This window comes from Exiguobacterium sp. s56 (assembly GCF_018618255.1).
Classification (GTDB): Bacteria; Bacillota; Bacilli; order Exiguobacteriales; family Exiguobacteriaceae; genus Exiguobacterium; species Exiguobacterium chiriqhucha.
In genome coordinates this window covers 160896-178931 of record NZ_JACSLR010000001.1, presented here as the reverse complement: position 1 = coordinate 178931, position 18036 = coordinate 160896, and the positions used below count along the sequence as shown (strand labels likewise).

Genomic DNA, 18036 nt, shown 5'->3' with positions numbered 1-18036 from the left:
ATTGTGACAATATTTCACTATTGACGTAAGATTGAGGGAGGTTTCTCGATTTCGTGTTATGCTTTTTAGTATACAACTGACTTAATCAAGACAGAGAAAGCATGGTGAAGAAAAATGGAAGATAAGAAAGTAGTCTTTTTTGACATCGATGGCACGTTGCTCCATGAAGGGTCGTACATTCCCCCTTCGACGATCGCGGCCATTCAGCAGCTACGCCACAACGGCGTCGAGACGTTCATCGCGACAGGGCGTGGCCCGGCGATGCTGTCTGATATCCCAGAACAGCTCGGCATCGACAGCTTTGTCTGCTACAACGGACAAATCGTCGTCCACCAAGGCGAGGTCGTCTATCGGAACACGTTGCCGACCGACGCGCTCCGTCGCTTGACCGAACATGCCGGCTCAAACGACCATACGCTCGTCTATCTCGGACAACACCGTGGCGGTGCCACGAAAGCGAACGACCATGTCGTCGAACAGTCACTCGGAGAACTTGATATGCCGATTCCGACATATGATCCGAATTTCCATATCGAACAGGCCGTCTATCAGACGCTCCTATATTGCGCGCCTGAAGAAGAACATCACTATTTGGATGCGTACGGCGAGTTTGATTTCATCCGCTGGCATCCGCACGCCATGGACGTCATCAATCGTGGCGCCAGTAAAGCCGACGGTATCCGTCACTTCATCGAGACGAACGGCTATCGGCTCGAGAACACGTACGCGTTCGGCGACGCCTTGAACGATTTGGCGATGCTTCAATACGTTGGAACGGGCATCGCAATGGGCAATGCCCGGGTCGAAGCGAAAGAAGTCGCCGACTTCGTGACGAAATCGATTCTCGAAGATGGAATCGAGTACGGCTTAAAATCAATGAAGCTCATTTAATGAAAAACGAGAGGCGCGCGCCTCTCGTTTTTTTATCTGGACCGAAGTGTGCGTTCGAGTCGATCCAAGTCCGTATCTTTCCCGATGATGATCAAGATGTCCTCTGGCAAAATCATCTCGTCGGCTTGCGGTGAGATGATGACGTCATCATTGCGGCGGACCGCGACGATGTTGACGCCGTATTTGGCGCGAAGGTCCAAATCGATGAGCGACTTGTTCGACAGTTTGTCCGACGCCTTGATTTCAACGATCGAGTGCTCGTTCGAGAGCTCGAGGTAGTCAAGGATGCTTTGGCTCATCAATCCGTTCGCAATCCGGATGCCCATGTCGCGCTCTGGGTGGACGATGTTATCGGCCCCGATGCGGCGCAGCACTTTCTCGTGATAATCATTCGTCGCCTTGACCGTGATGATTTGAACACCGAGCTCTTTTAAAATGAGTGTCGTCAAAATCGAGGCTTGAATGTTTTCACCGATGGCCACGATCACGTGTTCAAAGTTGCGAATGCCGAGACTTTTCAATACGTTCTCGTCGGTCGTGTCCGCGATGACCGCATGTGTCGCCAATCCCATAAACTCGTTGACGCGTTCTTCATCCGCATCAATCGCCAACACGTCATAACCGTTCGCCGATAGTTCCCGAACGATCGAGCCGCCAAACCGTCCTAATCCGATGACTGCAAATTCACCTGTCATAATTTCATACATCCCTTTCCTACGCTGTTTCTGTTCCCGATTCTTCGTACAGTGTAACCGATTCCCCTCAAAAAAACTATATAAAAAAAGACCGGAATATCCGGTCTTTACGCTTTACCACTCGAACGCTTTCCGCGTACATAGTCATTGTCGAACAAGAACAGGCGTAGCAAGAGATACAGCGCCGGTACGAGCAAGAGCAATCCGAGGATGAAGACGACGACGAGGGCGATGGCCATCGACTCGTTGACGACGCTTCCGTTGATGTCGATGTACGGATAAAGAATGTACGGCAAGTGCGTATATCCGTATCCGAACCAGGCCATAAAGAACTGACCCATGACCATCAAGAACGCGATGCCGTAGTTTCGCTTCATGTAGACGAGTGCAACGGCTACAGCGAAGAAGATGAAACTTGCAGCGAACCACCACCAGTTGCCCGCTAAGATGCTCTCATAATGCCAAGCTGCCTGCGACTTCAACCCGAAGAAGACGAGGCCCGACGCGACAATCGTCGGAACGCTCCAGAACAAGGCCCATTTTCGAACGAGTGGGACCGCCTGAGCGTCACGCGCCTTATCGGCATAGAACAAGAGGAACATGGCACTGATATAGAGCACCGACACGATTGCCAAGGTGACGACGGTCCAAGAGTAGAAGTTGGTGAACAACTTCATGCCGTCAAAAAAGACGCCCGACTCGGTCTCATTGATAAATCCACCTTGGCTGACGGTAAGAACGGTAGACATCGAGGCCGGGATTAACAGCCCAGTCGCCCCATATAAGAACATATAGAACGTGCTCTCTTTTGATCCATAGTTGGCAAACGCGTAGAAACTACCGCGAATCGCCAACAGAATCAACACGACCGAGGCCGGTACGAGAAGCGCCGTCCCGTAATAGTAAGCCGTATCTGGGAAAAACCCGACGATCCCGACGAAGAAGAAGACGAAGAACACGTTCGTCACTTCCCACGTCGGCGATAAATACCGTGCAATCAGACGGTTGATCTTTTGGTCCCGCTTCGTGTACTTACTATAGAAAGCGAAGAAGCCGGCACCGAAATCAATCGATGCGACGATGAGGTAGCCGTACAAAAACGTCCATAGTACGGCAATCCCTAATTCTTGAATCTGCATGTCATACCCTCCGATCACACTTCATCCGCGAACATCGCTTCACCGCGAAGCTCCGATTGTTTTAGTTCTTTCCCTACTGGGTTGTCTTTGAACAGACGAGTCAAGACGAGTACCGTGACCACGCCAAGAACTGCATACAGGATCGCAAAGGCGATAAGCATCCATCCTACGTTTGCCGATGTCGTCGCCGCTTCACTCGTGCGCATCAAATCATAGAGCGCCCAAGGCTGGCGACCGAACTCTGCGAAGAACCAACCGAACTCGATGGCCATCATCGCGAGCGGACCGCCTGCGGCGATGGCGATGAGCATCGGTTTACTGAATTGAGGCAGTCGCTTGATATACCGTCCGAGCACGAACAAGAACGAAATCAATGCCAGCAACATCCCAATCCCGACCATCGCATCAAACAGGTAGTGGATGAATAGTGGAGGTTGATCTTCTTTCGCAAATTCATCAAGACCGGTCACCTCGTAGTTCGGCACACCGCCCGCTAGGATTGACAAGGCGTACGGAATCTTCAAGGCGCCACGTACTTCGTAACCGCCCTCTCCGTCTTCCTCGAGCCATCCGCCTAGAATCAGCTCGGCCTCCGAGGAGGTTTCAAAATGCCACTCCGCAGCCGCCAATTTTTCCGGCTGGTACTTCGCCAAGTATTTACCTGAGAAGTCTCCGACGAGTGCAGTCGCAATCGCGAAGATGAGCGCGACGGTCATCGTCAAGCGAAGACCTTTTTTATGATACTCGATTGATAACTTGTCGAGTTGGTTCCGTCGCTGACGGAGCAACTGGACAGCGGCGATAGCAGCTAAAATGAACGCCGATGTCAGAATGGCCGACGTCAAGACGTGCGCCATTTTGGTCGGCATCGCCGGGCTGAACATCGCCTCGATTGGACTCACGTTGGCGAGTCGACCGTCGACAATATCAAATCCGACCGGCTGGTTCATGAAGCTGTTGACGGTCGTAATGAAGAACCCTGAGAACAAGGCACCGACCGCGACTGGAATCCCGACTAGCATATGGTGCCACGGGTTTTTAAATCGATCCCACGTGTACAAATAAATCCCGAGGAAGATCGCTTCAAAGAAGAAGGCGAACGTTTCCATGAACAGTGGAAGTGCGATCGTTTGACCGGCGACCCGCATGAGGTTCGGCCAAAGTAAAGACAGCTGGAGCCCGATTGCCGTACCTGTCACGACACCGACCGCTACTGTGACGACATATCCCCGTGACCACCGACGGGCCATCAAGGTGTATTTCGGATCTTTCTTTTTAATACCTAGAAACTCTGCCAATAAAATGAGTAATGGAACCCCGACGCCGATTGTGGCAAATATCACGTGGAAACCCAACGTGAGTGCCGTTAACGCCCGGCTCATCAGGACAGGATCTTGAAACATCTATTGATTACCTCCTATCTCTCTCTAGCGCTTTAAACCAATGTCTATCGCGCAACATCACAGATGATTTCCCTTGGATACCCTTATCATAATGATTTTATATAGCGCTGTAATGTTTCAATGCTTGAGTTCGCAAAATGTTCACATTTGAGCATGCTTAACAATATCGACGCTTTACAACTCTTACTTTTTTCCCAAATCTTTAACGGTTCACGCACAATTCTACACATTTCATACAAAAAAGCGGACACCGTCGTGTCCGCTTGCTTCACTTAATGATGGCCGTTCTAAAGAAATGATCGAACAGCTCGATGGCGACATCGATGGCCCGCTCATCCGGGTTGAGCGTCGATTGGTGAAGTCCCGACCCCATATCGTTCACGCCGAGCCAGACCATAAAGCCTGGAACTTGTTTCAGCATGTATCCGAAATCTTCACCGGTCATGGCCGGTACGCACGTCTTGTATGAGTATCCGACTTCCTCGACCGCTTCTTCGAATTGGAACAAATAACGTTCGTCGTTGACGACCTCGTGGTACCGGTTGCCGAACTCGAGGTCGATGTGGACGTTATACGTCATCTCCACCCCGGCGATGATTTGACGGATGCGTCGTTCGAGCACGACCATCTCCTTGTCCGACAAGGCCCGAATCGTACCGTCGAGCTTCGCCGTGTCCGCGATGATGTTCTCTTTCGTCCCAGCCATCACTTTCCCGATCGAGATGACCGCGCTGCCCATCGGGTCGATGTTCCGCGAGACGATTGTTTGCAGCTGCATAATCAACGCGGCCTGGACGATGACGGCATCAATTCCGGCGTGTGGGAAGGCACCATGCCCGCCTTTCCCATGAATCGTCAGATGCAACTCGCGCGCACTCGCGAATAATACACCTGGACGCGACGCGATTGTGCCGACAGGATATTCTGGTGCGACGTGAAGTCCGAACATCGCATCGGGACGGAAATGATAGAACAATTCCGACATGGCCATCGGCTCAGCTCCGCCCGGACCTTCTTCGGCTGGTTGGAAGAAGATGACGAGGTGATGGTCGAGCGGCTCTTCGACGGCTCGCTTAATCAACCCGAGAGCGATTGCCATATGAACGTCATGGCCACAGGCGTGCATCATCCCTTCATGGACCGAGGCAAACTCGAGGCCCGTCTCTTCGGTGATCGGTAAGCCGTCCATGTCGGCCCGGTAACCGATCGTCTTTTCACCGGCAAGCCCGTCGATGCGGACGAACAAACCGGTACGCCAATGCGAGATGTGCACGCGCGGCGAGTTCAAGGATCGAATCAGTTCCTCAAGCGTCGCCTGTGTCTTGAACTCTTCATAACCTCGTTCTGGAATCAAATGTAATTGCCGTCTTGCCTCAATTGCCCAACTCATTCCACACTCTCCTTCGTCACTTCATCAACAATCTCCCAAAACGCCTTCACTTGCGCCAACTCGAGCATCGACTCGGTCGATAACATCCACGTATCCCGGACGAGCGGAATCCCATCCGACGACGTGAGCGGAATCTTATTGATTGCCTCGACGTCGCGAATCGTCGACTCAGGTAAAATCGCGAATCCGATTCCGTGTAACGCCATCTGTTTGCACGTCTCGATTTGGTCGACGACGAGCGTCGTGAGCGGCGGGCTCGAGAAGCGCTCTTGCCACCACTCCAAAATTTCTTGATAATACGTCGAGTCGCTCTTGAATTGAATGAACGAACGCTCGTTATTCTTTAATTGTTTCAAATCGGTCATCCGCAAGTCGACCAGATGAAGCGAATCTGAGAACAATTTCATCTTCTCACCGCGCCAATCCGGATTCCCGCGAATGATGCCGATATGGAAATTTTCCTCTAGCATATAGCGCATCATCTCGCTTGACCAGCCCGTGACGAGTTTGACTCGAACCGATGGATACCGCTCGACGAATCGCTTCAAGACGCGCGGTAGCCAATACTGACCCATGATGGATGCGACAGCGATTTTTAATGTACCGTACACCTCACCTTGTTGCGCTGTCAACTCCCCACGCAGCTCCTGCTCCTCGCTATACATCTTCTTCGCGAAGTCGATGATTTTTTCACCGTCCGGCGTGAGCGCGAGGCCCCGTGTCGAACGGACAAAAATTTTCTTGCCCCACTGATGCTCGATTGTGACGAGGCGCTGACTGAGTGCGGGCTGGGAGACGAACAAGCGCTCCGCCGCTTTCCGCATATTCAACTCTTCGGCGAGGACGATTAACACTTCCACTTCTGATACTTGCATGACGTCACCTATTTCTCTATCGTTTCAAAGATTGTATACTGGATACGTTATTGCTTCACTGTATCATATCATGTTTGTCGATTAGTTTTGAATCGTCAGGAGGAAATCAGATGCAACGTCATCATTTTGCCTTTATTGTCGCCACCATCGCGACGCTCGGCAGTCTTTATTTCTCGGAAATCATGCTGTACGTGCCATGCAAGTTATGCTGGTTCCAACGCATATTTATGTATCCGCTCGCCATCTATTACTTGACGGTGCTTCTCTCGAACCGTGCTGTGAACAAATTGTTCGTCGGTCTCATGGCCGGGGCGGGTTGGGCAATCGCCCTCTATCACGTCATTCTCGAACGCATCCCGAACGGCGACGCGTTCTGCAGTAATGACTGTTTGATTCGTTGGGTGAACTACTTCGGATTCATCACGATCCCGCTGCTCAGCTTGATCGCGTTCACACTTATCTTGCTCATCCAATTCGTGCCGACACGCTCGAAGCGCTAATCTGTGATACACAAAAGAACCGGTCTACCGACCGTTTTTTTTGTTTGATTTACGATTGCTTTGGCCGGCATCCTTCGTTTCTGGGGCGATGCGGATGCCTCCGCAGCGCGAATCGCGCTTTACGGGGTCGTCCTTGCATCGCTCTCCCCTAGGAGTTCGGTTGCCGGCTTTTGGCATCGATTGATTTGTAGCATAGGGAAGTCCCTTCGATCCGGCCCGTGGCGCCCTGACTCATGCAGGAAAGCAATCCGACGAAGACCCCGCAGTGCCGGATTCGGCGCGAGGAGGCTACGGGATTGCCTGCTGAAAGCATGGGCGCCTAACGGGACGGTTCGAAAGTTACCATATAAAAAAGAACCAGCCGGGGGCTGGTTCTTAAGATCACTGCCACCACTCGTCATAGAGCGAGGCCGGCATATGGTGTTTATGGCGCGACCGTTTGAAGATTGTCTCAATCCGTTCAGCGATGGCTGGATCGACTGATTTCCCTTCGAGATAATCATCGAGTTGATCATACGTCATCCCGAGAGCGACCTCGTCCGGGAGTCCCGGTTTGTCATCTTCCAAATCAGCCGTCGGCACTTTATAAATCAAGCTCTCATGCGCTTCAAGTTCATGGAGCAACGCTTTCCCTTGGCGCTTGTTCAATCCTGTGAGCGGCGTCAAGTCGGCCGCCCCGTCCCCGTGCTTCGTGTAAAAACCAGTGACGTATTCGGCCGCATGGTCCGTACCGACGACGAGGGCACCGTACGTGGCTGCGATGTCGTATTGCACTTTCATCCGCTCACGCGCTTTCGTGTTCCCTTTATGGAAGTCGCCAAGTTCGAGTCCCGTCGCTTCATGGAACGAGTTGGCTGAGGCATCGACGGCCGGTTTCACGTTGACCGTGAACGTTTTGTCCGGTTGAATGAAGTCGAGGGCACGTTTGGCGTCGGCCTCGTCATGTTGCTCGCCATATGGCAGACGGACGGCGTAGAATGTAAAGTCCGCACTTGTTTCCTCACGCAATTCTTCCATCGCCAGCTGGCAGAGCTTGCCGGCGAGCGTTGAGTCCTGTCCTCCCGAGATGCCGAGGACGAGCCCTTTCGCGCCTGCTCGTTTGACATAAGCCTTTAAAAAATCGATTCGGCGACGAATCTCTTCGGCTGGGTTGATGGATGGTTTGACGTGTGTCGTCTCAATAATATGTTGCTGCATTCTCAACTTCCTCCCTATCTGATATCGGTTTGCCTAATTGTCTGACAATCTATGAATGCCGTCAACTTGTTTCATTCCCGAAACAAAACGACGGAAACCTAAGTTTCCGTCGTCCGGTTATTGAATGCGGAACGATGCGACGTCGCCGCCGATCGGTGTCATCTCCAAGAATAATGCTTTTCCTGCCGGTGGTTCTTCATCCATTAAGACACCAAATGTGAAGCTGCCACTTGTCACTTCGGCCGCACCTTGGGCATATAGATTATGACCGTCCGACACGCTCCATTCGAACTCTTCGACGTCCGTGTATCCAGAAACATCAATCGCGTTACCGTTCAATTTGATGGCCACATCGCGGAACGAACCTTCCGTTTGCGCGGGTTGGTCGCTCGGCTCTTCAACGGGTTCTTCTGTCGTTTCTTCCGTCGTTTCTTCGGCCGGCTCTTCCGGTGTTTCTTCAGTCGGCACCTCGGAAGCTTCAACGGTCAGCGACTGTTGATCGGTGACCGCCATCTCAGGTGCACCTTCGACTTGGGCCAGACCGACGAAGTCCACCGTGTACTCACCCGCTTCGAGCGTGAGTGGGAATACTTCATCGAACACTTTCTTCTCACCTGGTGCCCACGTCTCTTCGATAATCGATTCTGTGAACATATATTCACTGCCATAGTCGAAGATGGTCGTATCCCCGTTCATCACCGTCATCTGAAAGCGTTGCGACGAATTGAACGTCACGTTGACGGGCTCCTCGTTCGGATTCGTCATCGATACCGTCGCCGACAACTGTTTGGACTCGGCATCGTAGCTCACGTCCGTCTCGAGTGTCAATAAGGCAGGCGGTGTCGACGCGTTACCGTCCACATCGCTCGGGTTCGCTTCTTCTTTGCTGCAAGCCGCGACGACCAACATCATCGCCGTAACGATTGCCAATAACCAAGTTTTCTTCACGTATCCCACTCTCCTCCGAAAAATAAAAAAACGTCTATAGCACTAGTGTAAACGTTCGTGCAGACGTTTGTAATGGGTTTACGGATATTATTCACCTTTATTATGAAACTTGGACGTTTTCCACGTATTGCTGCCATCCTGTCATGAACAACGCGTCAGCGACGTCGATATCGGACCGAACTTGTGCAGAGATCGAGAACGTCTCGCTGTGAATCGACTCAAAGATGACCGTGATCATACCATCGACGACTTCCTTATAGGCTACGAGTTCTGGTGTTTCTGCAAAAAGCATCATGAGTGTGGCTCCTTTTCGGTTATAAGATATGTATAGTGTATCAACGATTATATTGAGAATAACGTCCCATCGTTCGACAGGCCAAAAGACCCGTTTACCCAACTGTCGAATTGCTGGTATCGATTGTTAGTCATTTGGATGAATTATCAAATTATTCGTGCAAAAAGAGAGACGAATCGCAATCCGATTCGTCTCTCTTCCTGTAACTGTAAATAAATTAAATTCATGATTGTCGAATGATTTGTTACTTCGTTCGGTTTGAAATTTGTTGCCACACTGTCCCGAGTGCCGTTTCCCCGCTCGTGATCCGTTCTTTGGCAAGGCGTGCCTGCAACGACACCTCGAACTCACGATCGTCTTCGGCGATTTTGAGGGCGGGTACGGCCTGTTCATCTCCGCAGTCGAACAAGAATCGAGCGGCCCGCCACCGGACGAGCTTGCTCTTATCCTTGAGCGCCTCAATCATCGACGGTTGCGACTGCGGCAACGCCCAATCGGACACCGTGTCGCCGGCCGTACGCCGTACAATCGGTGACGAGTCGACGAGCGCCTGTTCGATATACGTGACATACTCTTCCCGATTCTCTTCGAACATGCCAATCATGACGACCGCTTGTCGACGGATGGCCATCACCTTGTCCTCGAGGGCGCGGCGGAAGTACACCATGTTGTCCGGGGTAATCTCGAGCTCGTCCAAGAACGCCAAACGTGCTTTCCAATCGTCTGATTGCAATTGGTTCGCATTGGCTTCATAGTCGGCTTCCCGGCCAAACGCCCGGGCGACGATGCGAGCGACCCGTTCTTCAGGATACGCCGCCTCGAGCTCTTCTTGCGCGACGACACTCACATCCTCGAGCTCGCCGTAACGCGGGGCTTGTTCGACCCAGCGTCGGTCTTGGATGACGTTTTTCACTTGGGCCTGCACGTCAAGTGCGGCGTCGACGAACCGTTTTGACAGACCGACCCGTTTTTCCGAATCGCCTTTGACGAGTTTCAATTGCATCGGCACATCGAGGACGAACTGGACCGAGACGTGCACCGGTTCGTAGTCCGCCGCCATTTGGCTTGCCTCGACTTCCGGCACGTCTTCCCCGAACGCGCGGCGAATCTCGTTCATGACGTCGTGCCAGTCATGTTTCGGATGGCGTTCGACGGCGAGGAAGTCGGAGACAGCGTAGACCGACTTGACCCCGCGTAAGCCGACGATGTCTTCAATGATCGGCGGCATATCACGGCTCGCCTTGTCATACGTGACACCACGGCCCGTGAACGCCGGTTCGACGATAATCTTCAAGTTATTTGGACTTGGAGTTGGTTCGATTGCTACTAATTTCATTCTCATCACCTCACTCTCAATCGTGACGAAAACGACAAAAAAACGCAAGCGAGTCGCTTGCGTCGTGAACAATCAAAATAGGGCGATGAACTGTTGGAGCGAATACTCTTCTCCTTCGACGATGAACGTATCATCTGCTGACACAGGCTCAAGGAAGAAGCGCTTCTCCCCATTGACTTTGACGTATCCGAAGATATGGCTCGTTTGATAGAACAATTCCACAATCGTCACCCGGCCGAACGTCATCCCGTCATTGATGATTGCCCGGTCCTCCAACTCGCCGCCATTATACAGTTCAATATACGTTTGCATGTTTGTCGTCGCTCCCTTTGTGTTTGTTTTCACAATTCATTTCTATCAAACAATCAGGGCGACTTCAAGTTAATTTTTTGCGTGACGCTTCCAAAAATCAATCCAGTTATAATACTCGGATAACACTCGGTCGATTTGTTGCCGAGACTTTTCATCATGTAATCCAGTATCATCAATCTTTTCTTTACAATGCGTGATAAAGATTTCATTTCCTGGTAAAACGTTAGCACGATTTGTGGCAAATACTTGACGGAGATGAATTTGACATCGCGCCGTCCCAAGCATACCCGGAGACGCCCCGGCAATCATGACCGGTTTCTCACGGAGCGGCGTGCCTGGTTCGAGCGACAGCCAATCGATTGCGTTCTTCAACACACCCGGGATGCTGTGGTTATATTCCGGGGTGACGACGAGCAGACCGTCCGCCTCACGCACGGCTCGTTTGAAGTCGCGCACGACTTCGGGTTCATCCGGGTCGATCAAGTCGTCGTTATAGAGCGGCATCTCAATCGAAGCAATCTCGACGTCGAACCGATCTTGGCCAAGCTCGATGATGGAATGGAGCAGCGCCGTGTTGTATGACGCCTTACGAAGACTTCCTGATACGGCAACGAGTTTGAATTTAGACATCCTGTACCTCCTTGAGCCAATCATTGATGAGTTGCGCTTCTCGTTCTGGCTGTTCCATCATCCCCATATGGCTAGCCGGTACCGTCTGTTTCGTATGACGGTCCGCCCCTAGGAAAGCGCGTTCCGCATCCATGTTCGGATCACTAGATCCATAGAGGAAGAGACCGGGCAAGTTCGTCGACCGGACCGTCTCCGTTTCATCGGCACGGTCGCGAATGGCCATCTGCGCGGAAATGATTCCTTCTTTTGACATCTCGTAGCCGATTTGCTTGGCGCGTTCAATCAACGCGGTGTCGGAATCAGCGGCAAACACACCCGGAATCATCGTGTCGATGAACGGATGTACCCCTTCTTCCATCACTCGTTCGATGGCTTCATTCCGCTTCACTTTGGCCGTCTCTGGATCAGCCGCCGCCGTCGAATGAATCAATCCGAAACCGGATAGCGCGTCCGGATGACGGCGGACGAGGTTGGTCGTGATGTAGCCCCCGAACGAATGACCGAGCACGATTGGACGCTTGAGATTGCGCAGTTTCATCTCAGAAAGTACCCAATCCGCAAACTGATCCATCGTCTCTGGTCCGGCCTCCGTCCCGGCATGTCCCGGTAATGTCAGCGCGTATACGTCCGCGTCCATCAATGGGATGAGTTCCTCAAAATAATCAGGTGATCCACACAATCCATGTAACAGCACAACTTGTCTCAACGTCATTCCTCCCTTTCGTTCCATTCGTCTTTCAAGAGACGATACATCGTCAAATCCATGAAACGTCCGTGACTATAGGCATAGTCATGGAGCAATCCTTCCTCCGTAAAGCCGAGCTTTTGCACCAACCGGTTCGACCCTTCGTTCCCTGGAGCGACGAGCGCCGAGATCCGATGAAACTTGAACTCGTCAAACCCGTATCGAATGACGGCAGACGCCGCCTCGAACGCGACACCCCGGCGCCAATGGCTCGGCGCGACCTCGAAGCCAATTTCGGCCCGAAAATACTGCGGGGTCCAGTTGTGAAAGCCGATCGTCCCAATCAGTTCGTTCGTGTCGCGGTCACAGATCGCCCAGCGAATCGCTTTTCCTTGCTGAAATTGATCTTTGAAATAAGCGATGACGTTCTTCGCCTCATAGACGGCCAGTAAAGGATCGGACCCGTAATAACGCATCACTTCCTCGGTCGAAAGAATAACATAGAGCGCCCTCGCGTCACGGGGTTCGAGTTCCCTCAAAATGAACCGGCTCGTCACGAGCTCGGGAAAGCTTTTTTTCAACCCCCACATATGGAATCCGCCTTTCTGCTTCTTTTCCTCAATTATAACCATTTTCCCAAAAAAACCATCATCTCAATCCTCTAGAACCGCTCAAACATGGCGCGCCACGAAGGGATTTGCTAAAATCAAACTATAGTGACTTCGAACTGAGGGGATAATTATGTCAAAACAGTTGTTCTATATTAAACAAGACCGAGAACTGCAACGTTTTACACTGCATGGCGTCACTTTAAACGATGTCACCGAGGCGTTATCACTCGCCCGCCCGATGATTATTTGTCGGACGGACATGAAAGGGATGAGACAGTCGTCCCGGACCCGGTTCCGCTATATCGAGGCGCACGAACTGTCGACGTTCTCGACCAAGTATTTAAATAACCAAACGAGTTTCACCGCCATCGACTTTCCTGACTATCATCTGCTTGAATCGTTATCGGATCACGAGATCGCTGAAATCTTGTTCCTCAGTCATATGGAACGTGGCTTAAAAGGACCTTTCCTGAACTCGATTCAAAACGAGATTGCCTTCTTCAACGAATCGAATGATCGTCATAGCAGCCTGTACATAAAAGACTGGTCGACGATCTCGCACTTCTTGCAGAGCGTGCTGCAAAGCAAGCTCGACCGCGACATTCGCAACATCAGTTTCGTCCCAATCCCGCTCCCGGTCATCGATGAGATTTTGGCGTTATCACCGCAAGGGTTGATTATCGATTTCGATCATACGAAGCGGAGCCTGTTCAATCGGCAAGTCTCGATTGCCTTCTATGTCGCCGGGCGTTACGAGGACATGTCGGTGCTCGAAGAAGACTTTGATGCGAAAAAAGAATCGATCGCGTTGAAAGGACAATTGACGTATCGCCGTCGTACGTGGGAGATTGAACGATTTTGAGTTCACCCGTGCAATAATCTTTATCGAACCTGAGCCAATCAGGTTCTTTTTTGTTATCCCGCTCATACGGATTACGTTTCAAATCCCATCACCAAGCGCCTGAGACACTATTTTTATAAATTGATAACAAATTGTCTTAATTTTTCGTTAAATTAACTCTTTTCTTTTATCGCGAGGAGGGTATACTAGGAATAACCTTCTGGAGGAATGGAAGGCAATATAGAGAAAGCGAGGTGAAAATCTATTCATCACGCGGATGAATAGATACACGAGATGGAACAACTGAAAGTACAGGGAATGTCTTCGTTCACCAAGTTTGCGACGAATGGAAAAATGCTGAAACTAAAAGATGCAGTAGCCGGCGAGCAACGGATTTCGCTTCAAGAAGCGACCGATATTCAAGTCTCAATGCTCGACGAGGACCATTCGCGCTTCACTATATTCGGTCAGTCACACCCACTTGTCGAACTGACCCTTCCTCACCATTCTTGTGAAGTGTTACATGCCTGGTTATTACACAAGTTAAAACGACAAAAAATCAAATTGGCTTCTAACGCCTAAACGAACAAAGCGCGTTCCTCTTATGAGGACGCGCTTTGTTCGTTTTTCCGATAAATCGTCACGCCGCCGTGTTTCGCTTCACCGACGACTTCAAACAGCCAGCCCTTGTCGACCAAGAGCGAACGGACCGTCAAAAAGTCGTCTTTCGGGACGATGAGTTCGTCGACCGTCCCGTAGAGAAGTTCTTGAATTTTTGGTTCCCACTCGTTCATTTCACTTCATCCCTCTCCGTTTGTTGTCGGTTTGCCCAGGCGAACAATCGTTCACTCGTCTGCATCACATTTTCCGGTACGAACACATCTTCCGGCACCTGAGGATGCGACGCGACCGGCTCATCGATGGCGAGCACGACCGTTTCACCGAGTGCCCGCTCCACATAATCGACTACAAACGCGATCCGTTCACCGTACGTTTTTGGCGCAGCGTCGTCGAGGGCGACCGCATAGGCCACATCCACTTCGTTGTCCTTTAATAAGACTCGGCCCGAATCGAGGATGGCGAACGGCGGAACCGCGTCGACATGAAACACTTCATAGGCTCGATACGCCGTCTCATCGCACGATAAGAGCGGCACGAAGCGTCGTTGTCCCGTCCACTTCTTGAGTTGGAACAACGTTCGCATCGCCGTGAATGACTTGGCCCCGGACGCATCTTTTTCGACCAAAATCGTCGGGGCGTCGGCGGCGTCCGCTCGAGTTTGGTCCATGAACAACCATGTTTCGACTTGTGAGACTAAAATCAATTTCGTTTCCTCCTTATTACTTCTGACCCTGCCACGATGACGAGCGCGACGAGCCACCCGCCGATGACGTCACTGAAATAGTGGACGTTCAAGATGACCCGGCTGAACGAGACGGCCAACACCATCGCGACAAGCAAGCCGAACCCGATCAAGTTTTCATTGCGGCGGTACATCAAGATCGCCAGCATACCGTACAAGGCGAGTGATCCAGAGGCGTGACCGCTCGGGAAGCTATAAGTCGTCGCGTCGAGCGCGGCATCGATTGACGGTCGGTCAACCCCGAACACGAGCTTCAACACTTGTGTCACGAGAAGCGTGGCAATGACGACAATCGGCAAACGGAACGCCTCAAAGCGGTTCCCTCGCCATAAGAAATAGAGCATGCCAATAATGGATAGACCAATCAACACTTTCACACTGCCGAGCTCGGTCACATAAACGAACAATGGTCCAGCGAGCGGTTCAAGCGAAGCCGTGACGAAGCGGTCGACCGGTACGACCCAACCTAAAACGACGACCACCGAGAAGAGAACGAATCCAATCGTCCCGGTGATCGCCAGCTCTTGTAAGCGAGAAGTCATCAATACAACCCTTTCCGTTCCCGCATCTCGTCTTCGCCGAAGTCGGTCATGTCACGCAGACGGTGCGCCAACCGACCTGAGGCGTTCGCCGCGATGGCACCGACGAGGTCATCCATGAACGTATGGACTTGGCCGTCGTCCATTTTCGTGTCGAGCTGTTTGATGATCCCGATTTTCGCTTTGTCTAAGTATCCGAACGTCGTCACGGCAATCGAACCATATGTGTTGACGGCCCCGATCGCAATCGTCTCATCGACACCGAACAACCCTTCATCCGACGCCACGATTGACAAGAGCGGCTCCGACAATTGCCCGCGCTCGGCGAGCATGTCGAGTTCCGACCCGACGAGAATCGCGTGTTGGAGCTCGCGTTTATCTAACACGGCCTCGACCGAGTCCATGCAGTCTTTCAATGATAAGTGTGGCGAATACGGTGCTTGCATTTGATAGACGATTTCGGCGATCGATTCGATCGATACGCCCCGTTCAATCAAGCGAGCCCGTGCCGCGTCGCGTACATCGCGTGAGTGTGGTACATGTTTCATCATAGATGCGGGAACATTCCCGCTACACATCCTTTCATCTCGAGAAGAGCTTCTCGAAGTACTCAATGTCTATTATACTGAAAACTCGAAAAAAAGACTAAGCCCGCTTTGACTTCATTCATTAAATCGGTCATCATAAAAAAGTAGACCACTTTATAAAGGGGGAACTGGAATGAAGATTGGGGTAGTCTTATTTCCATCAAAACAAGTTCAAGACTTCGCCAACTCGTATCGGAAGCGATACGACACGAAGTATGCGTTGATCTCACCTCACGTGACGATCAAGGAACGCACTGAAATCGACGAGGCCGATTTGCCGAAAGTGCTCGAGTATCTCCAGCAAGTCGCAGACTCGACCAAACCGGTTCAATTGAAAATCGACGGGGTCCGCTCGTTCGCACCGACGAACAACGTCCTCTACTTAAAAGTATTGCCGACGCGCGAACTGTCAGCGCTTCACGACAAACTGCACGACGGTCTGCTCAAGCAGCCTCCGAAATACGAGTTTCTGCCGCATATCACCATCGGTCAAGATTTGACCGATGCCGAACTGTTCGACGTGCTCGAACGGATGCGAATGGAACAAGTGCATTTCGAGGAGACGATCAATCGCATGGCCGTCATGTATGAGCTCGAAAACGAAACATGGAACGTCTATGAGACGTTCCGGTTCCGCGGATAAGATTACACGCTCCGGTCGACGAAACGACCGGGGCTGTTTTGTTGTTCGGCTTCTAACCATTCTTCTTGACGGGGCCGGATTCGTTGGACACGTTGAATGCGTGTGACCGGCTCGATATTCGCCCGTTCTGTTGGTTGAACTTGGCGATTTCCATATTGGACGACTGTGAAATCAATCTGATAAGGACCCATGATCCAACCTCCTTCACAAGTCCTTACCCGAAATTCTTCAACGATAATACAAAAAAAGAGCGTATCGCTACGCCCTTCCCCATCTTTATAAAATGTGATAACCGCTATCGACGTGGATGACTTCACCTGTTACGCCACTGCCCATGCTCGACAAGAGGAACAGGCCGGTCGAGGCCACTTCTTCTACCGAGACGTTGCGGCGCAATGGCGCTTTTTGCTCGAGTTCAGACAAGATGCTGTTAAAGTCGCCGACTCCTTTAGCCGACAACGTCCGAATCGGGCCAGCCGAGATCGCATTGACGCGGACGCCGTGTGGGCCGTACTCGTTTGCCAAATATTTGACGCTCGAGTCGAGCGCCGCCTTGGCGACACCCATCAAGTTATAGTTCGGGACGACGCGTTCGCCGCCGAGATATGTGAGCGTGATGACCGATGCATCTTCTGCGAAGTACGGTTTGGCCGCTTTGACGACAGCCGTCAAGCTGTATGCCGAAATATCGAGCGCTTGCGCGAACTGGCCGCGTGTCATCTCTGAGAATTCACCGCGGAGTGCTTCTTTGTCTGCGAATGCGATCGAGTGCGCAATCCCTTGAATCGGGCCTGCTAGTTCATGAATCGCCCGGAACGTCGTGTCGATGGCTTCGTCGTTCGTGACGTCACACTCTAACAGCAAGGCTTCTCCGTTCAAGTCGGCTGCAAGCGACTCGAGTCCTGACTTGAAGCGTTCGCCCGCATATGTGAGCACGAGCTTCGCGCCTGCTGCGTCGAGCGTCTTCGCGATTCCCCAAGCGATCGAGCGTTTATTGGCGATTCCCATGACGACATACGTCTTATTCGTTAACGTTGGATAGATTGACATCGTAAACTCCCCTTTTTTAGTACCTGGTGATAATATCTGTTATCAGATTACAGAATGGTGTCTGTTTTGTCAACTAGCGCGTAACGTATTGCGATTTTTTTAACTT

The 18036-nt window shown here is 51.6% G+C and carries 24 protein-coding genes; 5 read left to right on the top strand and 19 right to left on the bottom strand.

Annotated features, from left to right (window positions below):
- The first annotated feature begins 114 nt into the window (after positions 1-114).
- Positions 115-891 (top strand): Cof-type HAD-IIB family hydrolase, encoded by a 777-nt coding sequence (locus KNP71_RS00940; RefSeq protein WP_029595761.1) that lies wholly within the window; start codon positions 115-117, stop codon positions 889-891.
- 32 nt (positions 892-923) lie between these two features.
- On the opposite strand, the gene KNP71_RS00935 is transcribed toward KNP71_RS00940, so the two are convergent.
- The 5 genes from KNP71_RS00935 to KNP71_RS00915 all read right to left on the bottom strand — a co-directional run bounded on the left by KNP71_RS00935 (position 924) and on the right by KNP71_RS00915 (position 6393).
- Positions 924-1586, bottom strand: coding sequence for a potassium channel family protein (locus KNP71_RS00935; RefSeq protein WP_029595762.1), 663 nt, complete (start codon positions 1584-1586; stop codon positions 924-926).
- A 107-nt stretch (positions 1587-1693) separates the two neighbouring features.
- Positions 1694-2725, bottom strand: coding sequence for a cytochrome d ubiquinol oxidase subunit II (locus KNP71_RS00930; RefSeq protein ID WP_021066987.1), 1032 nt, complete (start codon positions 2723-2725; stop codon positions 1694-1696).
- Positions 2726-2739: 14 nt separating this feature from the next.
- Positions 2740-4128 (bottom strand): cytochrome ubiquinol oxidase subunit I, encoded by a 1389-nt coding sequence (locus KNP71_RS00925; protein ID WP_131471125.1) that lies wholly within the window; start codon positions 4126-4128, stop codon positions 2740-2742.
- Positions 4129-4396: 268 nt separating this feature from the next.
- Positions 4397-5518: an N-acetyldiaminopimelate deacetylase gene (locus KNP71_RS00920; protein WP_131471124.1), complete on the bottom strand. Its 1122-nt coding sequence runs from the start codon at positions 5516-5518 to the stop codon at positions 4397-4399.
- Entirely contained in the window at positions 5515-6393 is an 879-nt protein-coding gene (locus KNP71_RS00915; protein WP_021066984.1) for a transcriptional regulator CcpC, read from the bottom strand. Before KNP71_RS00915 ends, KNP71_RS00920 begins: the two co-directional genes overlap by 4 nt.
- Before the next feature lie 110 nt (positions 6394-6503).
- Here KNP71_RS00915 and KNP71_RS00910 point away from each other — a divergent pair, with 110 nt between their 5' ends.
- Positions 6504-6893: a disulfide bond formation protein B gene (locus tag KNP71_RS00910; protein WP_021066983.1), complete on the top strand. Its 390-nt coding sequence runs from the start codon at positions 6504-6506 to the stop codon at positions 6891-6893.
- A gap of 381 nt (positions 6894-7274) precedes the next feature.
- On the opposite strand, the gene nadE is transcribed toward KNP71_RS00910, so the two are convergent.
- The 8 genes from nadE to KNP71_RS00870 form a co-directional block, all read right to left on the bottom strand.
- Complete coding sequence (gene nadE / locus KNP71_RS00905; protein ID WP_214829845.1) at positions 7275-8090, bottom strand: ammonia-dependent NAD(+) synthetase; 816 nt, start codon at positions 8088-8090, stop codon at positions 7275-7277.
- Between the two features lie 117 nt (positions 8091-8207).
- Complete coding sequence (locus KNP71_RS00900) at positions 8208-9038, bottom strand: BsuPI-related putative proteinase inhibitor (protein ID WP_353048035.1); 831 nt, start codon at positions 9036-9038, stop codon at positions 8208-8210.
- Between the two features lie 100 nt (positions 9039-9138).
- Positions 9139-9333 (bottom strand): hypothetical protein, encoded by a 195-nt coding sequence (locus KNP71_RS00895; RefSeq protein ID WP_021066980.1) that lies wholly within the window; start codon positions 9331-9333, stop codon positions 9139-9141.
- Between the two features lie 244 nt (positions 9334-9577).
- A complete protein-coding gene (locus tag KNP71_RS00890) occupies positions 9578-10669 on the bottom strand; it encodes a virulence factor (protein WP_029595766.1) in 1092 nt (363 codons plus the stop codon).
- Positions 10670-10741: 72 nt separating this feature from the next.
- A complete protein-coding gene (locus KNP71_RS00885; protein WP_214714096.1) occupies positions 10742-10981 on the bottom strand; it encodes a hypothetical protein in 240 nt (79 codons plus the stop codon).
- 69 nt (positions 10982-11050) lie between these two features.
- Positions 11051-11611 (bottom strand): NADPH-dependent FMN reductase, encoded by a 561-nt coding sequence (locus tag KNP71_RS00880; protein WP_021066977.1) that lies wholly within the window; start codon positions 11609-11611, stop codon positions 11051-11053.
- The gene (locus KNP71_RS00875; RefSeq protein WP_214713866.1) at positions 11604-12317 is read right to left on the bottom strand and encodes an alpha/beta fold hydrolase; all 714 of its coding nucleotides are present in this window, start codon (positions 12315-12317) and stop codon (positions 11604-11606) included. Before KNP71_RS00875 ends, KNP71_RS00880 begins: the two co-directional genes overlap by 8 nt.
- Before the next feature lie 2 nt (positions 12318-12319).
- A complete protein-coding gene (locus KNP71_RS00870; RefSeq protein ID WP_021066975.1) occupies positions 12320-12886 on the bottom strand; it encodes a GNAT family N-acetyltransferase in 567 nt (188 codons plus the stop codon).
- Between the two features lie 151 nt (positions 12887-13037).
- Here KNP71_RS00870 and KNP71_RS00865 point away from each other — a divergent pair, with 151 nt between their 5' ends.
- The gene (locus KNP71_RS00865; protein WP_021066974.1) at positions 13038-13769 is read left to right on the top strand and encodes a hypothetical protein; all 732 of its coding nucleotides are present in this window, start codon (positions 13038-13040) and stop codon (positions 13767-13769) included.
- A gap of 273 nt (positions 13770-14042) precedes the next feature.
- The gene (locus tag KNP71_RS00860) at positions 14043-14330 is read left to right on the top strand and encodes an FHA domain-containing protein (protein ID WP_029595769.1); all 288 of its coding nucleotides are present in this window, start codon (positions 14043-14045) and stop codon (positions 14328-14330) included.
- 20 nt (positions 14331-14350) lie between these two features.
- On the opposite strand, the gene KNP71_RS00855 is transcribed toward KNP71_RS00860, so the two are convergent.
- Genes KNP71_RS00855 through KNP71_RS00840 form a run of 4 tightly spaced genes read right to left on the bottom strand, consistent with a single transcriptional unit; the run spans position 14351 to position 16198 of the window.
- Positions 14351-14542: a hypothetical protein gene (locus KNP71_RS00855; RefSeq protein ID WP_029595770.1), complete on the bottom strand. Its 192-nt coding sequence runs from the start codon at positions 14540-14542 to the stop codon at positions 14351-14353.
- Positions 14539-15072: a hypothetical protein gene (locus KNP71_RS00850; protein ID WP_029595771.1), complete on the bottom strand. Its 534-nt coding sequence runs from the start codon at positions 15070-15072 to the stop codon at positions 14539-14541. The genes KNP71_RS00855 and KNP71_RS00850 overlap by 4 nt, the downstream gene beginning before the upstream one ends.
- Positions 15069-15653: a phosphatase PAP2 family protein gene (locus tag KNP71_RS00845; RefSeq protein WP_029595772.1), complete on the bottom strand. Its 585-nt coding sequence runs from the start codon at positions 15651-15653 to the stop codon at positions 15069-15071. The genes KNP71_RS00850 and KNP71_RS00845 overlap by 4 nt, the downstream gene beginning before the upstream one ends.
- Entirely contained in the window at positions 15653-16198 is a 546-nt protein-coding gene (locus KNP71_RS00840) for a phosphatidylglycerophosphatase A family protein (RefSeq protein ID WP_029595773.1), read from the bottom strand. Before KNP71_RS00840 ends, KNP71_RS00845 begins: the two co-directional genes overlap by 1 nt.
- Before the next feature lie 172 nt (positions 16199-16370).
- On the opposite strand from KNP71_RS00840, the gene KNP71_RS00835 reads away from it, so the two are divergent.
- Positions 16371-16880, top strand: a complete 510-nt coding sequence (locus tag KNP71_RS00835; protein ID WP_021066965.1) for a YjcG family protein — start codon at positions 16371-16373, stop codon at positions 16878-16880.
- Between the two features lie 2 nt (positions 16881-16882).
- On the opposite strand, the gene KNP71_RS00830 is transcribed toward KNP71_RS00835, so the two are convergent.
- Together KNP71_RS00830 and fabI are read right to left on the bottom strand one after the other, a co-directional pair.
- Positions 16883-17071 (bottom strand): hypothetical protein, encoded by a 189-nt coding sequence (locus tag KNP71_RS00830; protein ID WP_021066964.1) that lies wholly within the window; start codon positions 17069-17071, stop codon positions 16883-16885.
- A gap of 85 nt (positions 17072-17156) precedes the next feature.
- Positions 17157-17930 carry an enoyl-ACP reductase FabI gene (gene fabI / locus KNP71_RS00825; RefSeq protein WP_029595774.1) on the bottom strand — a complete coding sequence of 258 codons (774 nt, stop codon included), beginning with the start codon at positions 17928-17930 and terminating at the stop codon, positions 17157-17159.
- Between the last annotated feature and the right edge of the window lie 106 nt (positions 17931-18036).

Coding starts and splice junctions, on each gene's coding strand:
- KNP71_RS00860 (WP_029595769.1), top strand. CDS start 14,043: ATGGAACAACTGAAAGTACAGGGAATGTCTTCGTTCACCAAGTTTGCG.
- KNP71_RS00920 (WP_131471124.1), bottom strand. CDS start 5,518: ATGAGTTGGGCAATTGAGGCAAGACGGCAATTACATTTGATTCCAGAA.
- KNP71_RS00930 (WP_021066987.1), bottom strand. CDS start 2,725: ATGCAGATTCAAGAATTAGGGATTGCCGTACTATGGACGTTTTTGTAC.
- KNP71_RS00835 (WP_021066965.1), top strand. CDS start 16,371: ATGAAGATTGGGGTAGTCTTATTTCCATCAAAACAAGTTCAAGACTTC.
- KNP71_RS00885 (WP_214714096.1), bottom strand. CDS start 10,981: ATGCAAACGTATATTGAACTGTATAATGGCGGCGAGTTGGAGGACCGG.
- KNP71_RS00880 (WP_021066977.1), bottom strand. CDS start 11,611: ATGTCTAAATTCAAACTCGTTGCCGTATCAGGAAGTCTTCGTAAGGCG.
- KNP71_RS00865 (WP_021066974.1), top strand. CDS start 13,038: ATGTCAAAACAGTTGTTCTATATTAAACAAGACCGAGAACTGCAACGT.
- KNP71_RS00895 (WP_021066980.1), bottom strand. CDS start 9,333: ATGATGCTTTTTGCAGAAACACCAGAACTCGTAGCCTATAAGGAAGTC.
- nadE (WP_214829845.1), bottom strand. CDS start 8,090: ATGCAGCAACATATTATTGAGACGACACACGTCAAACCATCCATCAAC.
- KNP71_RS00870 (WP_021066975.1), bottom strand. CDS start 12,886: ATGTGGGGGTTGAAAAAAAGCTTTCCCGAGCTCGTGACGAGCCGGTTC.
- KNP71_RS00910 (WP_021066983.1), top strand. CDS start 6,504: ATGCAACGTCATCATTTTGCCTTTATTGTCGCCACCATCGCGACGCTC.
- KNP71_RS00830 (WP_021066964.1), bottom strand. CDS start 17,071: ATGGGTCCTTATCAGATTGATTTCACAGTCGTCCAATATGGAAATCGC.
- fabI (WP_029595774.1), bottom strand. CDS start 17,930: ATGTCAATCTATCCAACGTTAACGAATAAGACGTATGTCGTCATGGGA.
- KNP71_RS00840 (WP_029595773.1), bottom strand. CDS start 16,198: ATGAAACATGTACCACACTCACGCGATGTACGCGACGCGGCACGGGCT.
- KNP71_RS00890 (WP_029595766.1), bottom strand. CDS start 10,669: ATGAAATTAGTAGCAATCGAACCAACTCCAAGTCCAAATAACTTGAAG.
- KNP71_RS00925 (WP_131471125.1), bottom strand. CDS start 4,128: ATGTTTCAAGATCCTGTCCTGATGAGCCGGGCGTTAACGGCACTCACG.
- KNP71_RS00855 (WP_029595770.1), bottom strand. CDS start 14,542: ATGAACGAGTGGGAACCAAAAATTCAAGAACTTCTCTACGGGACGGTC.
- KNP71_RS00845 (WP_029595772.1), bottom strand. CDS start 15,653: ATGACTTCTCGCTTACAAGAGCTGGCGATCACCGGGACGATTGGATTC.
- KNP71_RS00915 (WP_021066984.1), bottom strand. CDS start 6,393: ATGCAAGTATCAGAAGTGGAAGTGTTAATCGTCCTCGCCGAAGAGTTG.
- KNP71_RS00940 (WP_029595761.1), top strand. CDS start 115: ATGGAAGATAAGAAAGTAGTCTTTTTTGACATCGATGGCACGTTGCTC.
- KNP71_RS00935 (WP_029595762.1), bottom strand. CDS start 1,586: ATGACAGGTGAATTTGCAGTCATCGGATTAGGACGGTTTGGCGGCTCG.